Here is a 20,561-nt window from a genome sequence, read left to right on the forward strand (position 1 = left end):
CCGACGGCTGCCCGCGGCCGCACCGCCTGGCCGGTGACCCCGCCCGCCGCTCGAACGCCCAGGTCGGCCCCTCGTCTCGTTGGGGCATGATGTCAGGACGGTTCGTGCGCGGGTGGTGTGAATGGACAGGATCGAACAGGTGGCCGAGACGGGTGCGGGGTTCGGGGCACAGCTGCGTCGGTTGCGGTTGGCGGCGTCGCTGACGATCGAGGAACTTGCCGAGGCTTCCGGGGTGAGTGTCCGCGGGATCGGAGACCTGGAGCGGGGACGGCGGGCGACACCCCAGCGCAGGACGGTGGCCGCACTGGCGGACGGGCTAGGGCTGGGCGACGCGGAACGGGAACGGCTGCTGACCGCCGCCCGGTCCGGCCGCGACCCCCGCCCCCATCCGGCCAGCCTGCGTGCCTTCCCCCGCGGGATCGACGATTTCGTCGGCCGGGAGACGGAGCTGGCGCGGCTGACGGCACTGGCCGGGCACCCGGCCACAGGGCTGCCGGTGGTGGTGGCGGTGTCCGGGCCGCCGGGGGCAGGGAAGACCACCCTGGCACTGCAGGCCGCCCGTACGCTGGCGGACCGGTTCCCTGACGGGCATCTGATGGTCGACCTGCGCGGCATGGACGACAGTCCGCCCGCACCGGCCGAACTGATGCTCCAGGTCCTGAAAGCGCTCGGGGTGGCCGACCGGGACCTGGCCCACGCCGGCCAGCAGGGCCGTCCGGATCTGTACCGGCGGGTGCTGGCCGATCGGCGCTGCCTGCTGGTGCTGGACAACGCCCGTGACGAGGCGCAGGTGCGCCCGCTGCTGCCGAGCGCGGGTACGGGCATGGTGGTGATCACCAGCCGCAGGATGCTCACCGGCCTGGAGAACATCCACCGCATGCCCATCGGCGAGCTCTCCCCCGCCGAGGCCGCCGCCTTCCTGACCGCCCTCGTCGGACGGGACCGCGCCGACGCGGACGCGTCCGCCCTGGCCGAGGTCGCCGACCGCTGCGGACACCTGCCGCTGGCCCTGCGGGTGGCCGGCAACTGGCTGGCCACCCGCACCGGCTGGACCCTGCGCCGCCTCGCCGACCGCCTCGCCCTGGAAGAACGCCGTCTGGACGTACTCACTGCTGGCGACCTGCACCTTTCCGCCGCCTTCGACCTGTCCTACCGGCAGCTCACCCCCACCGCCGCCCGCCTCTTCCGGCTGCTGGCCCTGGTGGACGGCCCCGACACCAGCGCCGCCGGCGCCGCCCAGCTGTCCGGGCAGCCGCTGTTCGACGCGGAGGACACCCTCGAAGAACTCGTCGAGACCGGCCTGCTCGGCACCGACCAGGACCGCTACCGCCTCCACGACCTGCTCCGGCTGTTCGCCCACAATCGGCTGCGGGCCGAAGAACCCGCCGAGCGGGCCGAGGCGGCCCGTACGGCGCTGCGCCGCTGGCTGCTCGAGACCGCCGTTGTGGCCGGCCGCTGGTACGAACCCGGCCACGGCGCACCACCCCCCACCTGGCAGGGCACCGTCGACCTGTCCACCGCCGAACACGCCCGCCAATGGCTCCAGGCCGAAGGCACCAACTGGCTGGCCGCCTTGCGCGCGGCCGCCGCCTCCGGCGACCACGCCACCGTCGTCGAAGTCGCCGAAGCCCTTCACTGGTTCTCCGACCACTGGACCTTCTGGGGACACTGGCCCGAGGTCTTCAGCACCGCGGCAGACTCCGCCCAAGCCCTCGGCGACCCCCTCCTCGAAGCCACCCACCTCAATTACCACGCCTGGGCCCTGTTCATCTGCGAATGCCGCCACCACGAGAGCCTCCAGCGCTCCGCACAGGCCCTCGCCGCGGCCCAGCGCGCCGGAGACCTCCCCCAGCAGGCCTGGGCCCACTACTACGCCGGCTGGGCCCTCAACGAGCTCGGCGATTACGCCGCGGCGGCCCCTCACAACCGTGAGTCGGCCCGGCTCTTCGAAGCCGCCGGTGACCTCCACGGCACCCTGCAGGCCAGGAGCAACTACGGCCAGATCCTTGTGCACGCGGGCCGGTACGAGGAATCGATTACGGAGCTCACGCGCACGCTCGCCTTCCTCGACCAGGCCGGCGACCGCATCGCACCGCCCATCGCCGACTCCTCCCGCGCCTCCCTGCACATGTCCATCGGGCGGGCCCACGCCTCCCTCAAGAACTGGCCCGAAGCCGCCGGCCACCTGCGCACCGCCGTGGACCTGTGCCGCGCCAGCGGCAATACACGCGTGGAGAGCCGCGCCCTGATCCACCTCGGCGACGCGCTGGAGTCGGCCGGCCGGCACGACGAGGCCCGGGACGCCTACAGCCGCTGCCTCGCCCTGGGCGAGGCAGCCGACCCCGACCGCCTCACCGAGGCCCGCGAACGCCTCGCCGACCTCGCCAGCGCGTGAACCGCCGCCATCCGGGCTGCTGGAGGAGCCGGCCACGCTCGAGCACGCCTTGATCGTGGCCGACGTGAAATCCCTCCGACGCGGCGACGGGCGCGACGGTACTCCGGCGGGTATTCAGCGAGGACGCCGATCATAACCTCGTACCGGGCAGCGCCCAGGTCGTCGGCCGAGGCCCAGACACCTCGGACGGGTAACCCCCGCGAAGTGTCCGACTTCCGCCTCGGTCGGGCCGTCCAGCTGTTCCGCGGATCTGGCGGGCGTTCGGCCTCAAGCGGGACATCGTGGCACAGCGGTCGGCGGGGCGCCGTGATCGTAGTCGCCACGCCTTCGGACGGTCGGCGCCCAGCCGTGACGCATGACGGGCAAGGCCCACGCGTCCGAGCGGTTGTACGTCCCAATACAAGCGGCTGGTCCCTGGCCCTGTTGTCGACGCAGTGGAGCGGGGCCAGTCGGCAGGAGGCGAAACAGCCTCGTGGCAGCCTGGTCGCCTGTTGGCTCGACATACGCGCAGGAGGAACACACCATGTTCGGCAAGGAGGGCGCCGGCGCCGGAGACGAAGGGAACGGCGGCGCCAACGCAGTCAGCCGCGATGAACCCGTAGTTCGGGGAATCTCGGGGGCCGGCAACGTCATCAGGCGCCTGTTCCAGCAGCGCACCCGGTTGTGGCAGCAGACGCTGCCCGACGACATCGCAGGACCCCAGTTCACTGTCCTCGGCGTGCTCTGCCTGCACGGCGCAATGGACCAGCGCAATCTGGGCCACTACGCGAGTCTGGACAAGTCCACTGCCGCGCCCATCGTGGAGAGACTGAGGGCGCGAGGACTGCTCACCGTCGAACGGGACACTGCCGACGCGCGCCGCAAAGTCCTCGCCCTCACACCAACCGGGCGTGAGACGGTCGTCCAACTCGCCCCCTATGCCGGCCAGGTCGAGGACCTGCTGCTGGGAGACCTGTCACCCGCTGCGCCTGAAGGCGGGGTTTCCTTGAGAGGATCCCGATGAACGAGGCCACTGCGGCGCCCGTGTCGACTGCCATCCGCCAGGCGCTGGCCGCCCACACGACGCTGACCCTTGCCTACGCGGATGCTGACGGCCCCGGAGCATGCGCTGTGTCGTACACCCCGACTGCGGGGGCCGTTCCGTTGTTGGTCTTCGTCACATCCACCGGCACACGGCATGGCAGGGCGCTGCAGGAACAGCCGTCCGTCCAGGTGGCGTTCACCGCACAGCGGGACGGCCAGGAGTGGAGTGAACTGACGGGTGTGCAGGGGCGTGGGATCTGCCGGCGGCTTGAGGGAGACGACCGGAAGACTGCCTGGGCCGCATACAGCACCCGAAAAGACTTGGTCGTCTTGAAAGATCAGCCCGTGGCCGTTCTCGTATCCGGGCACTCACCCCGACGCCCCGGGCCAACGCCCGGATCAGGTGGGAACCCGTACGCCACTTCCCTGGACGCAACCGACCGGTGGCCCGGCCGTCGCGTCGGGGAAGCGCCACGTCGCGGGCAGGATGCCGTCGCCAGGTAGGTCAGGTCGTCGGAGGGGTGTGGAAGAGTGGCGGCCGTGACCATTCTTGAGCTCTATCGTGAGCGCGCGCGCAGCCGGGGTTTACCCGACGAGGTCGTCGGCCGGGCCCTGCGGCTGGCCCGGCCGCGGATCGAGCTGCGCTCCCCCGACGATTCGATGCGGAGCGAGAGTGATCCGGTCATGGGGCGCTACGGCGGCTCGCCCTGGCTCCCACCGGATGTCGCGTGGGACGGCTACCCGCACTTCGTCGCATCGGTCGACTGCGCGGCCCTGCCGCCGGACGCGCTGGACATTCCGCTCCCCAAGGACGGCCGGCTGCTGTTCTTCGCCAGCAAGGAGTACTGGGCGGGCGGCTCGATGCCAGGCGATGAGGACCGCCGCGGCCGTGTCGTCCATGTCCCCGCCGGGGTGGAGACGGCCGAGCGGACTCCTGCCGAGAAGCACGCCGAGTATCTCTGCGAGCCCTTCCCGCTCTACGGCCGCGTCGAGGCACACGTGCCGAACAGCGAAGACGACGTCGTGCTGTCGAGCCCCGAAAACGAGCGGCTCTACGACGAGTACGATCTCAGTGACTTCGACGGCCTCGGCGGCGTAGGTGAGCTCACCCTCGGCGGCTATTCATGCCCGGTGCACGAAGACCCGTGCGGGTACCGCTGGCCTGAGGACGACGGTGAAGCACGTGTGCTGCTGGCCCAGGCGGAATACCCTAATCCGGAAGATCCCGACATGGTGCTGGTCGTGTATTGGATGATCCGCCGTAAGGATCTTGCCGACAAGGAATTCGGCGACATCAAACTGGTGACGCAAGCCTGGCACTGAAGACCGGCCGATGGGAAAAGTTGTGGACCGGGGCGACGACGCGGCCCTCGCTGACGGACCTTGAGGCTTGCCAGCCGTACAGCACGTGATCGTGCCCGCCGCGGTCTCGGCGACCAGCCGTTCAGAGCTGCCTGTCGGGCTGCCCTGGGGTTGCCTGCGCGGGCCGCGGCGCGTGCTGGGGCGCGCTCATGTCCAGGAGCGTGACGGCGTCGTGCTCGGGGGTGCCGGGGGTGGTGACGTAGACGCCCAGCCGGTGGCCGGGGGTGCCCTCGAGCCGCATGCCCTGAAAGGGGAGGGTGATGTCGCCGACCTGGGGGTGGTGGAAGGTCTTGGGCTTGCGGGTGTGGGGGCTGCGGGTGACCTGGTAGCGGTCCCACAGTTTCGCGAAGTCCGGGCTCTTGAGGAGGAGTTCGCCGACGAGGTTGGCCAGGTCCGGGGCGTCGGGGTCGGTTCCGGCCAGGGCGCGCAGGCGGGCGACGCAGCCTGCGAGCTGGGTGTCCCAGTCCGCGTAGAGGTCGCGGGCTGCGGGGTGGAGGAAGAGGAAGCGGGCGAGGTTGCGCTGCTTGGCGGGCCAGTCCTCGATGCCGGCGTACAGGGCGAGCGCGCCGGGGTTGTGGGCGAGGAGGTCCAGGGTGCGGCTGGTGACGTAGGCCGGGTTGGGGCGCAGGCTTTCCAGCAGCAGCTTGGCCTGGGGGTTCACGGTGCGGCTGGGGGCAGGTGGCGGTTCGGGGGCGTGCCGGGCGGCGCGGATCACCAGGTCCTGGAGGTGTTCCAGCTCGTCGGTGTCGAGTTTCAGGGCGCGGCCCAGGGCGTCGACCACGGACAGGCTGGGGCGGGTCTCCTTGCCGCGTTCCAGCCGGGTGTAGTAGTCGATGCTCACTCCGGCCAGCGCGGCGACCTCCTCGCGGCGCAGCCCGGGGGTTCGGCGCACCCCGGCGCTGGGGGTGAAGCCGGCCTCGGCCGGGGTCACCTGGGTGCGCCGGGCGCGCAGAAACCGGCCCAGCTCCGTGCCGCTGTCGTTGTGCCGCTGTTCCGCCATGCCTTCCAGTGTGACCCGCAGGTCACCGGGGTGCTTCGGCCGAGGGACGCCCTGCCACACCCCCTTTGGGGCTCCCGGGAAAGGCCCGCCCTGCCAGACGGCCGACGGATCGGGAACGGTGGAGAACGCGGACATCCGCGCTCCCGCAGACGATCACCTCCCGGAACGAGAGCAGGCACCCATGCCGGACCAGCAACAGAGCCGAGCCCAGCAGATCCTCGGTGACACCGCACCTGAGCTGGTCCGGTTGACCGACGACGTGCTCTTCGGCCAGGTGTGGGCCGATCAGGGGCTGTCGCGGCGGGACCGCAGTCTGGTCACCGTCGCGGCGCTGGTCACGCCCTACCGTCCCGAACAGCTGGACTCGCATCTGCGGCTGGCCCTGGCCAACGGCCTGAGCCAGGAGGAGCTGGTGGCGGCGCTCACGCATCTGGCGTTCTACGCCGGATGGCCCAGCGCGATGTCCGCGATGACCCGCCTGAAGGCGATCACCGAGGAGTAGGGCGGCACGGCCCACGCCTCCACCTTCGCCCCCAGGACTTCGTTCAGCAGAAAGGGCACCACCGTGCGCGCAACCCGTCTCCACCAGGCCGGTGACGTCCGTGTCGAGGACGTCGCGGACCCGAAGATCCAGCAGCCGACCGACGCCGTCGTGCGCATCGTCATGGGCTGCATCTGCGGCAGCGACCTGTGGCCCTACAAGTCGCAGCCGCTCACCGACAGCCCCCGCCAGATGGGCCACGAGTTCCTCGGCGTCGTCGAGGAGACCGGCCCCCAGGTCAGCGGCGTCAAGCCCGGCGATCTGGTCGTCGCCCCCTTCACCTACGCGGACGGAACGTGCGAGTACTGCCGCAGCGGCCTGCACACCTCCTGCCCGCACGGCGGCCAGTGGGGCGTGAACGGCGTCGACGGCGGACAGGGCCAGGCCACCCGCGTCCCCTATGCCGACGGCACCCTCGTCCCGCTGCCCGTCGGCGAGGACTCCGACCTGCTGCCCGACCTGCTCACCCTGTCCGACGTGCTGTGCACCGGCTACCACGCCGCCCGCACCGCCGGCGTCCGGGCCGGCGAGACCGTCGCCGTCGTCGGCGACGGCGCGGTGGGTCTGTCCGCGGTGATCTCCGCGAAGCTTCTCGGTGCCGAGCGGATCATCCTCATGGGCCGGCACGCCGCGCGCACCGGCCTCGGACGCGATTTCGGCGCCACCGACGTCGTCGCCGCCCGCGGCGAGGAGGGCGTGGCCCAGGTCCGCGAGCTGACGTCGGGTCGCGGCGCGGAGCGGGTCCTGGAGTGCGTGGGCCTGGAGGACGCGCTTGTTCAGGCCGCCGGCGTGGCCCGTGACGGTGGCGTGATCAGCCGCGTCGGCGCCCCGCAGTACCCGGCCGTGCCCTTCGGGTTTCCGGAGTTCGTGCGCAATCTGACCCTCACCGGCGGGGTGGCTCCCGCCCGCGCCTACATCGAGGAACTCATGCCGCACATCCTCAACGGCGAGATCCGCCCGGGCCGGGTCTTCGACCGCACCGTCCCGCTGGAGCAGGTCGCCGAGGGCTACCGGCTCATGAACGACCGCGACGCGCTGAAGGTCATCGTCCGCCCATGACCGCTACGCGGCCCGTCCCCGGGCAGCCGACCCGCGAACAACCGCGCGGGGCGCCGCCACCAGCCGCACGCGCACAGCAAGACCCACAGTGAACGGATGGAATCCTGATGAAGCACATCACACTGCGTGACCTGGAGGTCTCCCGGATCGGGCTCGGGGCGATGGGCATGTCCCAGGGCTACACCGGCGCCGGGACCGACGACGCGGAGTCCATCCGCACCATCCACCGGGCCCTGGACCTGGGCGTCACCTTCATCGACACCGCCGAGATCTACGGCCCCTACATCAACGAGGAACTCGTCGGCCGAGCCCTCAAGGGCCGCCGCGACCAGGTCGTCCTGGCCACCAAGTTCGGCCTCGTCTCCCACGCGGGCGGCGGACCGCAGAACGTGGACAGCAGCCCGGCCAACATCCGCACCGCCGTCGAGGGCTCCCTCACCCGCCTGGGCACCGACCACATCGACCTGTACTACCAGCACCGCGTCGACCCCAACACGCCGATCGAGGAGACCGTCGGCGCGCTGGCCGACCTGGTCGCCCAGGGCAAGATCCGGCACATCGGCCTGTCCGAAGCCGGGCCCGACACCATCCGCCGCGCCCACGCCGTCCACCCCATCACCGCGGTGCAGTCCGAGTACTCGCTGTTCACCCGGGACCCCGAGGCGCGGGTGCTGCCGGTGCTGCGCGAGCTGAACGTCGGCTTCGTGCCGTTCTCACCCCTCGGACGCGGCTTCCTGACCGGAGCGATCCGCTCCACCGACCACTTCGACCCCACCGACTTCCGCGCCACCAACCCGCGCTTCTCCGAGGAGAACTTCGCGCACAACCTCCGCCTGGCCGACCAGGTCGCGGCCGTCGCCGGCCAGGTCGGCGCCACCCCGGCACAGGTCGCGCTGGCCTGGCTGCTGGCCCAGGGCGACGACATCGCCCCCATCCCCGGCACCAAGCGCGTGGCCCGGCTCGAAGAGAACATCGCCGCCGACCAGGTGCACCTCACCGACGACCAGCTCGCCGAACTCACCAGCCTGCCGCCCGCGGCCGGCGACACCCACAACGAGGCCCAGATGCGCATGATGGAACGCTGACCGGTCCTCCTCACAAACGCCCTCACATCGCCTTCCCACCCCGCAACGTCCCGGGAGAACCCGTGCAGCACGTCACTTTGAACAACGGCGTCCAGATGCCGATCCTCGGCTTCGGCGTCTTCCAGATCCCCGCCGACAAGACCGAGCAGGCCGTCTCCGACGCCCTCGCGGCCGGCTACCGCCTGGTGGACACCGCCGCCGCCTACGGCAACGAGGAAGCAGTCGGCCGCGCCATCAAGGCCAGCGGCATCCCCCGCCAGGACCTGTTCGTCACCACCAAGCTGTGGGTCCAGGACGCCCCCGCGCAGGACAACACCCGCCGGGCGCTGGAGACCTCGCTGGCCAAGCTGGGCCTGGACCACGTCGACCTGTACCTGATGCACCAGCCCTTCGGCGACGTCTACGGCCAGTGGCGCGCCATGGAAGCCGCCAACCGCGAGGGCCTGGCCAAGGCCATCGGCGTCGCCAACTTCTACCCCGACCGGCTCCTCGACCTTGTCCTCAACAACGAGATCGCCCCGGCGGTCGACCAGATCGAAACCCACCCGTTCTTCCAGCGCACTGCCGACCACGACCTCATGCGCGAGCACGGAATCCAGCACCAGTCCTGGGGCGGCTTCGCCGAGGGCAAGAACGACCTGTTCACCCACCCCGTCCTTACCGAGATCGGCAAGGCTCACGGCAAGTCCGCGGCCCAGGTCGTGCTGCGCTGGCTGATCCAGCGCGAGATCGTCACCATCCCCAAGTCCGTCAGCCCTCAGCGCATGGCCCAGAACATCGATGTCTTCGACTTCCAGCTCACCGACGGTCAGATGCAGCAGATCGCCGGCCTCGACACCGGCACCATGCTGTTCTTCGACCACCACGACCCCGAGATGGTCGACTGGCTCACAAGCGCCGCCTCGACGGCTGAGGCCGACGACACCCCACGCGCCCTTCAGTGACTGAGCACCGCGGGCGCCCTCTGCAAGGGGCGCCCACGGTCGGCCACGCCGTTCACCAGAAAGGCACCCCATGCCCGAGCGGCTGTGCAGGGCACCCGCGATCAGCCGCCGGACCCGGCTGCGCGGCGGCCGGGTGCCTAGGCTGGGGGCGTGGACAGGCAGAGGGAGATCAGGGACTTTCTGGTGTCGCGGCGGGGCCGGGTGTCGCCGCGACAGGCTGGTCTGCCGGCGCTGGGTGCGCATCGCCGGGTGCCCGGGTTGCGGCGGGAGGAGGTCGCTCTGCTGGCCGGGGTGAGCGTGGACTATTACGTGCGCCTGGAGCGGGGTCATCTTGGTGGTGCTTCTGACTCGGTCTTGAACGCGGTGGCTGACGCCCTGCAACTCGATACGGCGGAGCGGTCCCATCTTTTCGACCTGGCCAGATCCGCATCCGGGCGCGGCTGGGAGGCATCGGGGGATCCAGTACCCGAGGGAGTGCAGCGGGTTCTGGACGTGATGGGTGTCGTGCCCGCGTTCGTGTGGAACAGAAGACTGGATCTGGTCGCGGCCAACTATCTCGGTTATGCCCTGTACGCGCCGATGTTCGCGGAGCGGTCGGCGGGGCCGGTGAACATCGCGCGGTTCAAGTTCCTCGATCCGGAAGCGCGGTCCTTCTTCTACGACTGGGAGCACTCGATCCGCAACACGGTCGCGTTGCTGCGGACGGGCGCCGGGATGATGCCCGAGGACCCGGGCATGAAGGACTTGATCGCGGAGCTGTCGGCAGCCAGCGAGCCGTTCAGACGGTGCTGGCGGGACCACGAGGTGCGGTTGCACTGGGACGGTGTGAAGGAGTACGAGCACCCCGTAGTGGGTCGGCTGAGTCTGCCGTTTCAGACGTTGACGGTGCCGGGGCGGCCGGACCTGATGATGTCGGTGCTGACGCCGGAACCGGGGAGCGAGTCGGCGCAGCGGGTGCGTCTGTTGTCGGACTGGGCTGATTCCCGTCCCGCGTTGGAGGTAGCGGCCGGCAGGCTGTGACCCGCGGGTTGAGATGCGGCCGGCTCTACGGGCGGGCGGGGTCCTGGTCCTGGCTGGTCGCGACGAGCGAGGCGAGCAGGCACAGGGCGTCGTGGTCGGGGGTGCCCGGTGCGGCGCTGTAGGCGGTCAGGGTCAGGCCGGGGTGGGCCGGCAGTTCCATGGCGTCGAAGTCGAGGGTGATCTCTCCGATGTCGGGGTGACCGAAGGGTTTGCGTCCGGTGTGGTGCAGCCGGACGTTGTGCTTGGCCCAGGCGGCTCGGAATTCGTCGCTGCGGGTGACCAGCTCGCCGACCAGTCCGGTCAGCTCGGTGTCCGAGGGGGCGCGCCCTGCTTCGGTGCGCAGCAGGGAGACGGTGGTGTTGACCGCGGCGTTCCAGTCGGGAAAGAAACCGCGGCTTGTGGGGTCGAGGAACTGGAAACGGGCGATGTTCACCGGCTCGGGAAGCGCACTGGCGAACAGTGGCGCGTAGAGGGCACGCCCGAGCGGGTTGGTGGCGAGGATGTCCAGGCGCCCGTTGCGGATGAAGGCCGGGGACCCGGTCATGGAGTCCAGGACGCGTTGGAGGCTGGCAGGGACGGCGCCCTTGGCAGCGCGGGCGGTGCGGCGCGGGGGTCGTCGGCGCTGGGCGGCAGCCAGGTCGTGCAGGTGGGCGCGTTCGGCGTCGTCGAGCTGGAGGGCGCCGCAGACGGCGTCCAGGACTTCTTCGGAGGCGCCGGCGAGCTGTCCCCGCTCCAGGCGGGCGTAGTAGTCGATGCTGACGCCGGCCAGGAGGGCGACTTCTTCGCGGCGCAGGCCCGGCACGCGCCTGGTTGTCCCGTAGGCGGGCAGTCCGGCCTGTCGGGGGCTGATCTTCGCGCGCCGGGTGGCCAGGAACTCGCGGATCTCGTGGGCGGTGTCCATATCGCCAGGCTAGGCGGGGTGGCGCACAGGTGGGGGGTCCTGTCAGTACCTGTAACAGCAGTGCCTTCCCCGGGGCTGTGAGCTGCGGTTTTCTCGATGGTGGCAGCCGATGCGGCCCGCATGCCGTCGGGAGGCGGTTACCCCGAGATGCCGCCGGGCCGGCGGTGGCGGACCGTGGGTTTCAGACCGCGTCCATGCCTGTCCGTGTGTTCGATCTGTTGCAGGGAGTCGTCCGATGGCGAAACTGTCCGCGCCCCAGGAATTGGCAGGCATCGCGCCGAAGCTGGTCGAGGTCAGCAACGAGGTGCTGTTCGCGGACGTGTGGGAGCGCCCCGAGCTGTCGCCACGCGACCGCAGCCTGATCACCGTCAGTGTTCTGGCCGCTTTGTACCGAACCGAGCAGCTGCCCTTCCATCTGGGCAGGGCGCTGGAGAACGGGCTGAGCGTTGAGGAGCTGTCGGAGGCCATCACGCACCTGGCCTTCTACGCCGGATGGCCCAACGCCATGACCGCGATCACCCAGCTGAAGAAGATCGCCGACGAGCGCTCCGCCTGACCACTGGCGCGAGCACGGCAACGACACCCCGCACGGCCGGTGGGGCGGGCTGAATCAACAGGAAAGAACGATATGGCTGGCAACGGATTTGATCAGATCTTCCCCCTCGGGGAGAAGAACGACGCTTTCGCGCAGTACTTCGTCGGCCAGAGCTACCTGGCTCCGCTCGCCTCGGGGAGCGTTCCCGTCAGCAATGTCTCCTTCGAGCCGGGCTGCCGCAACAACTGGCACATCCACCACGGCACCGCCGGGGGCGGGGATCAGATTCTGCTGTGCACGGCGGGCAGCGGCTGGTTCCAGGCCGAGGGTGAGGATCCCGTCAGCATGGAACCGGGAACGGTGGTCCGCGTCCCGGCGGGCACGAAGCACTGGCACGGCGCGAAGGCCGACTCGTGGTTCTCTCACATCGCCTTCATCACCCCGGGCGAGGACGTCGGCAACGAATGGCTTGAACAGGTCACCGACGAGGCGTACGGCGAGCTGCCGAAGAACGGAGCGAACGCATGACCGTCCTGGACGAGACCTACACGCTGTCCAATGGCGTCGAGATCCCCAAGCTGGGGCTCGGCACCTGGTTCATCGACGACGACCAGGCGGCCGACGCGGTCCGCACAGCCGTGGAGATCGGCTACCGCAACATCGACACCGCGCAGGCGTACGGCAACGAGCGCGGCGTCGGCGAGGGCGTGCGCACCTCGAGAGTGCCCCGCGACGAGCTGTTCGTCTCGACCAAGCTCGCTGCGGAGATCAAGGACTACGACCAGGCGCTGGCCGCGATCGACGGTTCTCTTGAGAAGCTGGGCCTGGACCGCATCGACCTGATGCTGATCCACAGCCCGCAGCCGTGGGACGACTTCCGCGGCGGCGGCTACGACCAGGGCAATCGCGAGGCATGGCGGGCCCTGGAGGACGCCCACCAGGCCCGCAGGATCCGATCCATCGGCGTCTCCAACTTCCAGCAGCACGACCTCGAGAACATCCTGCAGGGCGCGACCGTCGTCCCGCACGTGAACCAGCTGCTCGTGCATGCCGGCAACACCCCCTTCGAGCTGCTGGCTTATTGCGAGAGCAGGCAGATCCTCGTCGAGGCTTACTCGCCCATCGCCCACGGCGCGATCTTGCGAGACGCCGAGGTCCAGGCGGTGGCAGAGAAGTACGGCGTGTCCGTCCCCCAGCTGTGCATCCGCTACACCCTGCAGCTGGGCACCGTGTCGCTGCCCAAGACGGCGAACCCCGAACACATGAGGTCCAACACCGAGGTCGACTTCGAGATCTCCAGCGATGACATGGACGTCCTGCGGGGCCTGCGCGACGTGGACTACGGCGAGCACAGCGTCTTCCCTGTCTACAGCGGCAAGTGACGCCAGACGAGCCCCCCGTGACGGCCTGACGCCATGAGCGGCAGCTCGAACCGGTACCTCGACGGCCCTGCACCGGACTCCCGCACAGGCCACGCGGCTCGCCGCGGCCGGCGCAACCCCCGTCCTGGGCGGCCTGACCAGGTGGACGCTGCCACGCTCGGCGACCAAGTGCGGGGTTGCGACGCGGTCGTCTTCACCGCGGGCGCCTCCGAGCGTGGGCCGGCGGCAGCCGATGCGGTGGACGAGCGCGGGCTGGCGACGGCCGCGGGCACCGGCACGGTCCGGCCCGGCCCGGCCATCGACTACGACGACGTACCCCGCGACGACGTCGCCGCCGTCCTCGCCGAGGCCGTCCATCGGTCACGCCTGCGCCGCATCATCCTGGAACTCACGTGCGGCCACACCCTGATTGCCCAGGCCGTCGCCAACGCCGCGCCCCGGACAGCACCCCGAAGGAAGACTCCGTGCTCGGACTCGAAGTCGTCGTCCTGCTGGGTCTGACCCTGCTGGCCGCCCACGTACCGACCGACCGCTTCCGCATCGCCCCGCCCGTGCTCCTGCTGCTCACCGGCGTGCTGTTCGGCTTCATCCCCACCTAGCGGCAGGTGTTCCTGCCTCCGGGCGTCGTGTTGCTGATCTTCCTGCCCGTGCTGCTGTACTGGGAGAGCCTGACCACCTCCCATGCGGTGCTCCCCGTGCAGCAACGTGCCTGGTCGCCCGTGCTGTACCGCAGCGAAGCACGGCATCCAGACCGTCCAACGGTGCACTCCGGCACACCTGACACCACCGATGACCTGCGTAGATGGCCTCAACGACTGCCCTGCCCGTAGTTCGCGGCGGCCGGGCTCACGGATGCCTTCCGTGTCCTGGCACAGTTGGTTCGGGCGCAGCGGCCAGGGCTACCGGTTCGACGGTGCAGCAACGACCACGAGCCAGTGGAGCTGGGCCTGACCGACCACGCCGCTCTGGTGCTTGTCCTCGGTCCCCCGCGAGGCCGCGTGACGGGCTGGGCCGGGGCACCTGGGGCGCTGGGTGCTGGGGGTCGGCACCGGCACTGCATGGCCTGTGACCTGAGGTTACTTCTCCGGTGCGGTACGACAACGAGGATGCCGCCCGGGCCGCGGCCAAGGAGCACGCCCGGTGCGAGGCTCACGGATGCTTTGCCCGGGGGCGTGGTGCGGGACTCGCCCGGCTGTCGGAGCAGGCCCTCAAGGATATGGACGATCCGAACTGGCCGGTGCGACATGACCTGAAAGCCGGCGACTGAGATCTCAACACTGTTCAGCGACTCCGATGCCTGACTCGCGGGCTCCAGGTCAGGCAGCGGCCGTCTCAACGCGGCGATGAGGTCCGACGGTCATGAGGTCGGCACGAGTTGCCGGCGCAGCATCCTTGGGGCCTCCTTCGTCGACCGCGTCAGCCGCCCCGTGAAGTGATCCGGTGCGGACGCGGGATCCATTGCGGCACGCTCGCGGCCGTCGTGTCGCCGGCGACCACGAACGGCTCGAGGTCTGCGCGAAGTGCGCTGGAGGAGTCGGACAGCAGACCACGGCCGGCCGCCAGGGGCCTGAGTCCCGCAAGGCTGAGCGGTCTCGTCGAACCTTGAGCAGCCCGAGTGGCCGAGGGATAAGCTCAACCGCATGCCCAGTGCCAGCGCGGGTGACGCCCGACTGAACCGCCTGTGGGCAGTGGTGTGCGCCTGCGCCGGCATCTTCCTGTTCACGTGGGCACTGTCCTGGTTCAAGGCGAGCGTGCTCAATGAGGATCTGCAGAATCGCTGTGAAGTACACACGGCGAGCTTCCCTTTCGAGAAGTCCTGCACACATGAGAACGGCACGGTCGAGGGCGCGAACAGCTTGCTCTTCGACGGAATTTTCTTCAGTTCGATGACAGCGGCCGCGGTCAGCCTGACGGTCGTGCTCACGATCGAGGCCCGCCAGAGGAAGCAGTCCCGGGGCGCACGCGTAGCGTGACCGGCGCCGCAGCGTTCGGCCCGAGAATTGGGCGGAGGCGCGCCCCCGCCCGTGTTCGGCGCGGGCAGGGGCCGCTCGTTTCTCCGAGGACACAGGTCCGGGGATCAGTTCACCGAGAAGTAGTAATCGTAGGGCGCCGTCCGGATGCCGCTGCTGGTCGTGGCAAAGACTTCCAGGTCCTGGCCACCGCTCTCGGACGGAGTCCAGGTGAGATCGGCCGTGTGGTGGGCGCCGGCACGGATCGTGACGGGGTCCTCGCCGTTGAAGGAGTATGTGTAGCTCGCGACGTCCGGGACCTTCGGGGCGAAGGTGAAGGTGCCGGGGACGCCCGCGCCGCCGCTCGATCCGTACTCCGTGTAGACGCCCGAGTTCACGGTGGGCGTCGAGTCATAGGAGCTGTACCAGCCGCCGGTGTCGCTGACCCAGCCGTTCGCGCTCGTACTGCGGACGTTGACGGACTCGTTGTAGAAGCCGTCCACGGTGATGGTGACGTGGGCGGTACCGTCGGCCGCCGCGGGCACCTGGATCGTGGTGTCGTGCTGGCCCCCGCTGGTCGACACGGTATAGCTGACGACCGGACTCAGCGACTGCTGCGCGGGGTTGGGCGCGAGCGTGAACGTGGCCGGCTTGCCGAACCGCGGGGCCGGCTCGGGCGGGGTCACGGTCGGCGCTGTGGAGGAGACGTAGAACTGATAGCTCGTCACCTCCGAGCGGTTGTAGGCCCGGTCCAGCGTCGCCACCCACAGCCTCATCGGGCCGGAGCCGGTCGGCGGCACCAGGTCCAGCGTGGCCGAGCCGCCGAGCGTGTCGGCACGCACGAAGTACTCCGGGTCGTCGTACGGGTTCTGGAACGCCGGGATGCCATGGCTGCCGATCTCCGCGAGGCCCACGACGGGGAGGTCCTGCTGCCAGGAGAACTCGAAACCGGTGACGTCGCTCACCCCGTTGGAGTCCAGAACGAACCGGACCGGCGTGCCGCCCGGGTTCCACTGCCCCTGCGGGTAGTTGGGCGAGGTCACGGTGGGCGCGTTCGACGGCCGGGTGTCGTCGATCGTGACGTAGCAGGGAGCCGACCAGTCCGAGGCCTGCTCCCCGACCACCGTCTGCGCCTGCCATGCGTAGGTCTGCCCGTCGGTGAGGGCTTCGGCCGGCAGGTTGCCGATCGCCTCGGAGCCGAGGACGGCGTAGTTGCGGGTGACCGTGGTGACCTGGCTCGGGTCGGCGACCGGCCAGACCTGGTACTGCAGGGAGACGGTGGGGCCGACGGACAGGTCGGTGTCACCGGGGATGCCCTCGACGTTCAGTCCGTTGCCGGCCCAGAGGTACGTCGGTCGGGCCACGTCGGTCGAGCAGGACTCGTAGCCGTTGTAGAGATCGGTGGGTGTGGTGGGCGTCCCGGTCGCCGCGTGTGCGGGCGATGCGGCGAACAGCGCCAGGACCGCGGTTCCCAGAAGCGCGAGGACGGCACGCGGCCGCGCTCTCAAGGACATGCTCAAGTGGTTTTCCCTCCCCTGGAGAACGCCTGAATTCCGCGCCTGAAAACGCACCGGTAATTCGGGCGGCGTAGGAATCGTAGTCCGTGACTGATGAGAAAGCACCGGAATTCGTGGCGGCCCTACGCCGACCCTTTGCCCCGCCACAACAGGTACGCGCGCACCGGCAGGAGGACCGGGCCCGGCGTCAGGAGGACCGCGTCCCGGACCGGCCGACCCGGCAGTTTGTACGCCTCACGGCGCAGCTTGTCCGTCTTCCACGGGCGTCCAAGTGCGTCGACCAGCACGTTGCCGTGTGAACGTATGCGGGGCCGGCGGCCAGCTTCTCCTGGGCCTGTTGGGCATGGAAGACGCGCAGGGCCTTCCGGACCGGTGCGGGCAGTGGCAGGGTGCGCTTGCCCGCGTCGGTCTTGGTGCCCTCCTCGACGACCTCGTTCCGCCGGGCGGGCAGGCCGGCGCCGCGGTCTACGGCCCGAACCTCAACGCGGCAGCCGAGCTGCCGGGCAGCGGGGCAACGTCCCCGTGGAGCGGACCGCGACGCTGATGAACTCCCTGCTCGGGGTCAAGGTCTCATCCGGGTTCGTCGCCCGCGCCCGCCTGGCCGAGCGCCTTGCCGCGGCCGGGTTCGACGAGGCGATGGAGGACGCCCTGTGCGCCGGGGAGGTGCTGTGCGGGGACGAGAGCCCGGTCCATGTGCTGTGCGGCGGACACCGGCGCCTTCGGCCGGCCACTGCCCGGCGCCCCCGCACCGCGATCACTCGTGGATACAGTGGATAAGGATGTGCAGTTCGCGGCGCGAAGCACACCCCGAAGTGTCAGCCTCGCGCGGCGGCCTGGTGGGCCAACGCCGCGTCGACGATCGGCAGGTAGCCGTTCTGGGCCAACGCCTCGGCGCGCTTCGTATAGTTCTCCGGGTCCTCCGGCGCGATGGTGCCCAGTCCGTCGACGTAGCGGTTGTACATGCAGAACGCCGCCGCGATCAGGACCGTGTCGTGCAGCTCGACGTCCGTCGCCCCCTGCGCGCGGGCCTGCTCGACGAGTTCGGGGGTCACGTCTCGCCCGCTGCGCTGCACGGCTTCGGCGATCGCCAGCAGCGCCCGCAGTTTGTCGCTGATCGGTGCCGCGAGGATGTCCGCGCCGACGATGCCGGGGTCGGCAATGACGTCGGCGCGGACCAGGTCCAGCTTCACGTCCTCCGGGAGCTGCGCGCAGGCGAAGGCGGCGTGGGTCGTCGTGCAGTAACGGCACTCGTTGAGTCCGGAGACCCGGGTCGCGATCAGCTCACGCTCCCACCGCTGCAATGTGCTCGGCGCACGCAGTAGGACCTCGACCAGGTCGCACAGCGGCGCGGCGGTCTCGGGGCGGAAGAAGAACAGCGAACGGATCCCGGGCTGGTCGTTGCCCAACTCGATGTGCGGCATGGCGGTGGACCTCCGGGCATCGGGGTGTCATCCGTGATGAAGAGGCAGAACCCTGAATTTATAGCACCGGAGGTCCGACCGGAATGGCTCAGCGGGCCTGTTGGCCGCCCGCTCGTTCAGCCGCCAGGGCCGCGAGTTCGCGGGCGACCGCGCTGTTGTGCGCGGCGGCGTCGGCGCGGGCCTTGGCCGGGCTCCAGCGTCCGGCGAGCAGCCAGATGGACGGCAGGAACACCAGTTGGCCGATGAAGCACAGCCACCACCAGCGCTGCCATTGCGCCGGGCTGTCCTTGACCGCCTTCTGCACCACCGGTGCTTCCTTCTGCAGGTAGGCCAGTGCGGAGGCCACCGCGGGGTCCTTCAGGCCGCGGCCATAGGTGTTGAGGAACGTCAGATCGGCCGGCGGGACCTTGCCCAGCGCGGTGAGTTTCGCACGTGCCTGCTGGAGCACAGGGCCATCGGTACGCAGCAGGGTCAGGTCGGTCGGCGGGACTTGGGCCAGGGCTTGCAGGTCCGCGGTCGCGGTGGCGACCGGTACGTGCAGCCCGGCCGCTATCTCGCCGACGGCCTTGGCCAGGGTGCCCGGGTCGGTGGCGCCGGTGGCCAGCGCGGCCTGGGTGGCCGGGTCAAGGGTGGCGGCGGTGGCGAGCTGCGCCTGGTAGCGCGTGGTGAGCGTCAGCACCTGAGCGATTTCGCGGACTGGTTTGCCTGAGATCTGGCTCAGCGCCGTGGCCTGCGCCACCTGGTCGTTCGGGTTCGCGATCAGGGCGGCGGAGACGGCCGGTGTGAGCCGTGCGGCGGTGGCGAGTTCGGAGGAGTCCTGGGCGGCCAGCGTCTGCGCCTTGACCGCGATGCCCGGGTCCGCCGCCACCGCTTTGACGATCGCGTTCTGCGACGCGCTCAGGCTCGGGTCCTGGCCCGCCACCGCGGCCTTGAGCTGCGGTCCGTGGTCCACCAAGGTTTCGGCGGCCGGAATCGCGAAGGTCACCGAGCCCAGTGTCGCCACGACGATGACGCGCAGCATCGCGCCCCAGACTGCCAGGCCGGTGGCGGTGGCGGCTGGGCTGTGCTTCTCCACGGTCTCGGTGAACGCGGCCATCCACGCCGAGAGGGCGATCGCGCCGCCGATCGAGATGAGCGCGATGATCCACGCGAAGTGGTAGTAGCCGGTGTCGGCGTGCGTGGTGGCCCGGGCAAACAGAGCCACGCCGACGGCGCTGACGGCTGCGCCGACTACCATGAACGGCTTGCGCACGCGCAGCCGGTCGGACAGCACGCCGGCGATGATCAGGGCGACGGCCTGCAGACCCCAGTACCAGTTACCCAGGGCGTTGGCGCGGGCCAGACTGTAGCCGAAGGTCGTGGTGTAGAAGACCACGAACAAGCCGACCGCCATGTAGAAGAACAGCAGGAAGGCGCCGATCCCGAACGCCGGTCCGATCACGTCGGTCCGCAGCACCTGCCGCCACCGGCCACCCGCGTCCCGGTCCGGGTCGACACCGCGGGCCCGCGCCTCGACCACGGCCTGGTCCCGCAGGCTGACCATCAACTGGTCGCGCAGCCGCGGCGCCAGTTCCCGCAAGCCCAGGAACGCGATCACGAACACCGCCAGACCCACGACGCCGCAGAACCGGAACTGGTACTGCCAGTCGGGGTGCGCGGTGAGGGTGTTGCTGGAGACCTCGGTCACCAGCAGCGAGCCGGCCACCGGGCCCAGCGTCCACAGGCCCATCGCCGAGGCCCGGCCGACCTGCGGCGAGAAGTCCCGCACCAGTGCCGGGGTGGCCACCAGGACGACGCCCTCGACGATGCTGACCAGGCCGAACAAAACCAGGTACGTCAGCTTGGTGTGCGCGTTCGGCAGCGCGAACAGCACCAGCCCTCCGGTCAGGGCCAATCCGTAGACCACCAGGTTCGCGCGACCCCAGCGGTCCGCGAGCCCGGCGAGGACCGATCCCACCGCGCCGAGCCCGTAACCGATCACGATCACGGCGACGAAGTACGCCAGGGACATGTGCAGCTTCGCGGCGATCTGCGTCGACACCGCGTTTTGCACGAAGAGCTCGTAATACAAGGTCACCGTGCTCACCACGACGATGCCCAGATAGAGCGCCCGGGCCCCGTTTCCGGGGTACCGGTCGAGTTGGCGTCCCCACAACCCGCGCCTGGCTTTGATCGGCGGCGCGGCCGGGATGGTCGGTGCTGACATGTCGGTACCTCTTCCGTCGGAGCAGGTGGAAGTCCGCTGGTATCAGATCGCCGGAGGGTTCTTCGGCCTCCGGCCGGCGCTGTGCGGCCGCCGGAGGAGTTGCGCGCCGCCCGGCCCGGTGGGAGGCGGCACGCCGGACGTCGTCGATGATGAGCACGGCGAACGCCTCGGGAACATCGCAGCTTGTTGCGATACGCGAAGCCGGTACCCCGCTCCACGCC

Annotated in this window: 20 protein-coding genes; 15 read left to right on the plus strand and 5 right to left on the minus strand. The window is 70.1% G+C overall.

Annotated elements, in window-relative coordinates; translation table 11 throughout:
• The first annotated feature begins 121 nt into the window (after positions 1-121).
• The 3 genes from ITX44_RS20410 (at position 122) to ITX44_RS20425 (ending at position 4,741) form a co-directional block, all read left to right on the plus strand.
• A complete protein-coding gene (locus tag ITX44_RS20410) occupies positions 122-2,395 on the plus strand; it encodes an ATP-binding protein (RefSeq protein ID WP_205358724.1) in 2,274 nt (757 codons plus the stop codon).
• 523 nt (positions 2,396-2,918) lie between these two features.
• On the plus strand, positions 2,919-3,398 hold the full coding sequence (locus ITX44_RS20415; RefSeq protein WP_205358725.1) for a MarR family winged helix-turn-helix transcriptional regulator: 480 nt from the start codon (positions 2,919-2,921) through the stop codon (positions 3,396-3,398).
• A 560-nt stretch (positions 3,399-3,958) separates the two neighbouring features.
• Positions 3,959-4,741 (plus strand): DUF1963 domain-containing protein, encoded by a 783-nt coding sequence (locus ITX44_RS20425; RefSeq protein WP_205358727.1) that lies wholly within the window; start codon positions 3,959-3,961, stop codon positions 4,739-4,741.
• Positions 4,742-4,862: 121 nt separating this feature from the next.
• Here ITX44_RS20425 and ITX44_RS20430 read toward each other — a convergent pair whose 3' ends face one another.
• On the minus strand, positions 4,863-5,780 hold the full coding sequence (locus ITX44_RS20430; RefSeq protein ID WP_205358728.1) for a helix-turn-helix transcriptional regulator: 918 nt from the start codon (positions 5,778-5,780) through the stop codon (positions 4,863-4,865).
• Positions 5,781-5,961: 181 nt separating this feature from the next.
• Between ITX44_RS20430 and ITX44_RS20435 the strand changes: the two genes are divergently transcribed.
• From ITX44_RS20435 to ITX44_RS20455, 5 genes are all read left to right on the plus strand, one after another.
• Positions 5,962-6,282: a carboxymuconolactone decarboxylase family protein gene (locus tag ITX44_RS20435; protein WP_205358729.1), complete on the plus strand. Its 321-nt coding sequence runs from the start codon at positions 5,962-5,964 to the stop codon at positions 6,280-6,282.
• A 63-nt stretch (positions 6,283-6,345) separates the two neighbouring features.
• Entirely contained in the window at positions 6,346-7,380 is a 1,035-nt protein-coding gene (locus ITX44_RS20440; protein WP_205358730.1) for an alcohol dehydrogenase catalytic domain-containing protein, read from the plus strand.
• 107 nt (positions 7,381-7,487) lie between these two features.
• Entirely contained in the window at positions 7,488-8,465 is a 978-nt protein-coding gene (locus ITX44_RS20445) for an aldo/keto reductase (RefSeq protein ID WP_205358731.1), read from the plus strand.
• Between the two features lie 62 nt (positions 8,466-8,527).
• Complete coding sequence (locus ITX44_RS20450; RefSeq protein WP_205358732.1) at positions 8,528-9,409, plus strand: aldo/keto reductase; 882 nt, start codon at positions 8,528-8,530, stop codon at positions 9,407-9,409.
• Between the two features lie 150 nt (positions 9,410-9,559).
• Positions 9,560-10,429 (plus strand): helix-turn-helix domain-containing protein, encoded by an 870-nt coding sequence (locus ITX44_RS20455; RefSeq protein WP_205358733.1) that lies wholly within the window; start codon positions 9,560-9,562, stop codon positions 10,427-10,429.
• A gap of 25 nt (positions 10,430-10,454) precedes the next feature.
• Here the strand turns inward: ITX44_RS20455 and ITX44_RS20460 are convergent, their stop codons facing one another.
• Entirely contained in the window at positions 10,455-11,330 is an 876-nt protein-coding gene (locus ITX44_RS20460) for a helix-turn-helix transcriptional regulator (RefSeq protein WP_205358734.1), read from the minus strand.
• A 235-nt stretch (positions 11,331-11,565) separates the two neighbouring features.
• Here ITX44_RS20460 and ITX44_RS20465 point away from each other — a divergent pair, with 235 nt between their 5' ends.
• The 6 genes from ITX44_RS20465 (at position 11,566) to ITX44_RS20485 (ending at position 15,220) form a co-directional block, all read left to right on the plus strand.
• Entirely contained in the window at positions 11,566-11,886 is a 321-nt protein-coding gene (locus ITX44_RS20465) for a carboxymuconolactone decarboxylase family protein (RefSeq protein WP_205358735.1), read from the plus strand.
• A 72-nt stretch (positions 11,887-11,958) separates the two neighbouring features.
• On the plus strand, positions 11,959-12,393 hold the full coding sequence (locus tag ITX44_RS20470; RefSeq protein WP_205358736.1) for a cupin domain-containing protein: 435 nt from the start codon (positions 11,959-11,961) through the stop codon (positions 12,391-12,393).
• The gene (locus ITX44_RS20475; protein ID WP_205358737.1) at positions 12,390-13,247 is read left to right on the plus strand and encodes an aldo/keto reductase; all 858 of its coding nucleotides are present in this window, start codon (positions 12,390-12,392) and stop codon (positions 13,245-13,247) included. The genes ITX44_RS20470 and ITX44_RS20475 overlap by 4 nt, the downstream gene beginning before the upstream one ends.
• Before the next feature lie 141 nt (positions 13,248-13,388).
• The gene (locus tag ITX44_RS20480; protein WP_205358738.1) at positions 13,389-13,748 is read left to right on the plus strand and encodes a hypothetical protein; all 360 of its coding nucleotides are present in this window, start codon (positions 13,389-13,391) and stop codon (positions 13,746-13,748) included.
• Entirely contained in the window at positions 13,712-13,846 is a 135-nt protein-coding gene (locus tag ITX44_RS42260; protein WP_265934261.1) for a hypothetical protein, read from the plus strand. The genes ITX44_RS20480 and ITX44_RS42260 overlap by 37 nt, the downstream gene beginning before the upstream one ends.
• Positions 13,847-14,887: 1,041 nt before the next feature.
• Positions 14,888-15,220 (plus strand): hypothetical protein, encoded by a 333-nt coding sequence (locus ITX44_RS20485; protein WP_205358739.1) that lies wholly within the window; start codon positions 14,888-14,890, stop codon positions 15,218-15,220.
• 104 nt (positions 15,221-15,324) lie between these two features.
• Here the strand turns inward: ITX44_RS20485 and ITX44_RS20490 are convergent, their stop codons facing one another.
• On the minus strand, positions 15,325-16,710 hold the full coding sequence (locus ITX44_RS20490) for a hypothetical protein (RefSeq protein ID WP_205358740.1): 1,386 nt from the start codon (positions 16,708-16,710) through the stop codon (positions 15,325-15,327).
• Between the two features lie 525 nt (positions 16,711-17,235).
• Here ITX44_RS20490 and ITX44_RS20495 point away from each other — a divergent pair.
• On the plus strand, positions 17,236-17,490 hold the full coding sequence (locus ITX44_RS20495) for a hypothetical protein (protein ID WP_205358741.1): 255 nt from the start codon (positions 17,236-17,238) through the stop codon (positions 17,488-17,490).
• A gap of 38 nt (positions 17,491-17,528) precedes the next feature.
• Here the strand turns inward: ITX44_RS20495 and ITX44_RS20500 are convergent, their stop codons facing one another.
• On the minus strand, positions 17,529-18,134 hold the full coding sequence (locus ITX44_RS20500) for a carboxymuconolactone decarboxylase family protein (protein WP_205358742.1): 606 nt from the start codon (positions 18,132-18,134) through the stop codon (positions 17,529-17,531).
• Positions 18,135-18,222: 88 nt separating this feature from the next.
• A complete protein-coding gene (locus ITX44_RS20505; protein ID WP_205358743.1) occupies positions 18,223-20,340 on the minus strand; it encodes an MFS transporter in 2,118 nt (705 codons plus the stop codon).
• Between the last annotated feature and the right edge of the window lie 221 nt (positions 20,341-20,561).

This window comes from Actinacidiphila acididurans, assembly GCF_016918855.1.
GTDB classification, from domain to species: domain Bacteria; phylum Actinomycetota; class Actinomycetes; order Streptomycetales; family Streptomycetaceae; genus Actinacidiphila; species Actinacidiphila acididurans.

What these genes read in the sequence shown, in the direction of transcription:
- ITX44_RS20415 (WP_205358725.1), top strand. Translation starts at nt 2,919, where the DNA reads ATGTTCGGCAAGGAGGGCGCCGGCGCCGGAGACGAAGGGAACGGCGGC.
- ITX44_RS20465 (WP_205358735.1), top strand. Translation starts at nt 11,566, where the DNA reads ATGGCGAAACTGTCCGCGCCCCAGGAATTGGCAGGCATCGCGCCGAAG.
- ITX44_RS20485 (WP_205358739.1), top strand. Translation starts at nt 14,888, where the DNA reads ATGCCCAGTGCCAGCGCGGGTGACGCCCGACTGAACCGCCTGTGGGCA.
- ITX44_RS20445 (WP_205358731.1), top strand. Translation starts at nt 7,488, where the DNA reads ATGAAGCACATCACACTGCGTGACCTGGAGGTCTCCCGGATCGGGCTC.
- ITX44_RS20475 (WP_205358737.1), top strand. Translation starts at nt 12,390, where the DNA reads ATGACCGTCCTGGACGAGACCTACACGCTGTCCAATGGCGTCGAGATC.
- ITX44_RS20435 (WP_205358729.1), top strand. Translation starts at nt 5,962, where the DNA reads ATGCCGGACCAGCAACAGAGCCGAGCCCAGCAGATCCTCGGTGACACC.
- ITX44_RS20430 (WP_205358728.1), bottom strand. Translation starts at nt 5,780, where the DNA reads ATGGCGGAACAGCGGCACAACGACAGCGGCACGGAGCTGGGCCGGTTT.
- ITX44_RS20505 (WP_205358743.1), bottom strand. Translation starts at nt 20,340, where the DNA reads ATGTCAGCACCGACCATCCCGGCCGCGCCGCCGATCAAAGCCAGGCGC.
- ITX44_RS20470 (WP_205358736.1), top strand. Translation starts at nt 11,959, where the DNA reads ATGGCTGGCAACGGATTTGATCAGATCTTCCCCCTCGGGGAGAAGAAC.
- ITX44_RS20410 (WP_205358724.1), top strand. Translation starts at nt 122, where the DNA reads ATGGACAGGATCGAACAGGTGGCCGAGACGGGTGCGGGGTTCGGGGCA.
- ITX44_RS20500 (WP_205358742.1), bottom strand. Translation starts at nt 18,134, where the DNA reads ATGCCGCACATCGAGTTGGGCAACGACCAGCCCGGGATCCGTTCGCTG.
- ITX44_RS20460 (WP_205358734.1), bottom strand. Translation starts at nt 11,330, where the DNA reads ATGGACACCGCCCACGAGATCCGCGAGTTCCTGGCCACCCGGCGCGCG.
- ITX44_RS20490 (WP_205358740.1), bottom strand. Translation starts at nt 16,710, where the DNA reads ATGTCCTTGAGAGCGCGGCCGCGTGCCGTCCTCGCGCTTCTGGGAACC.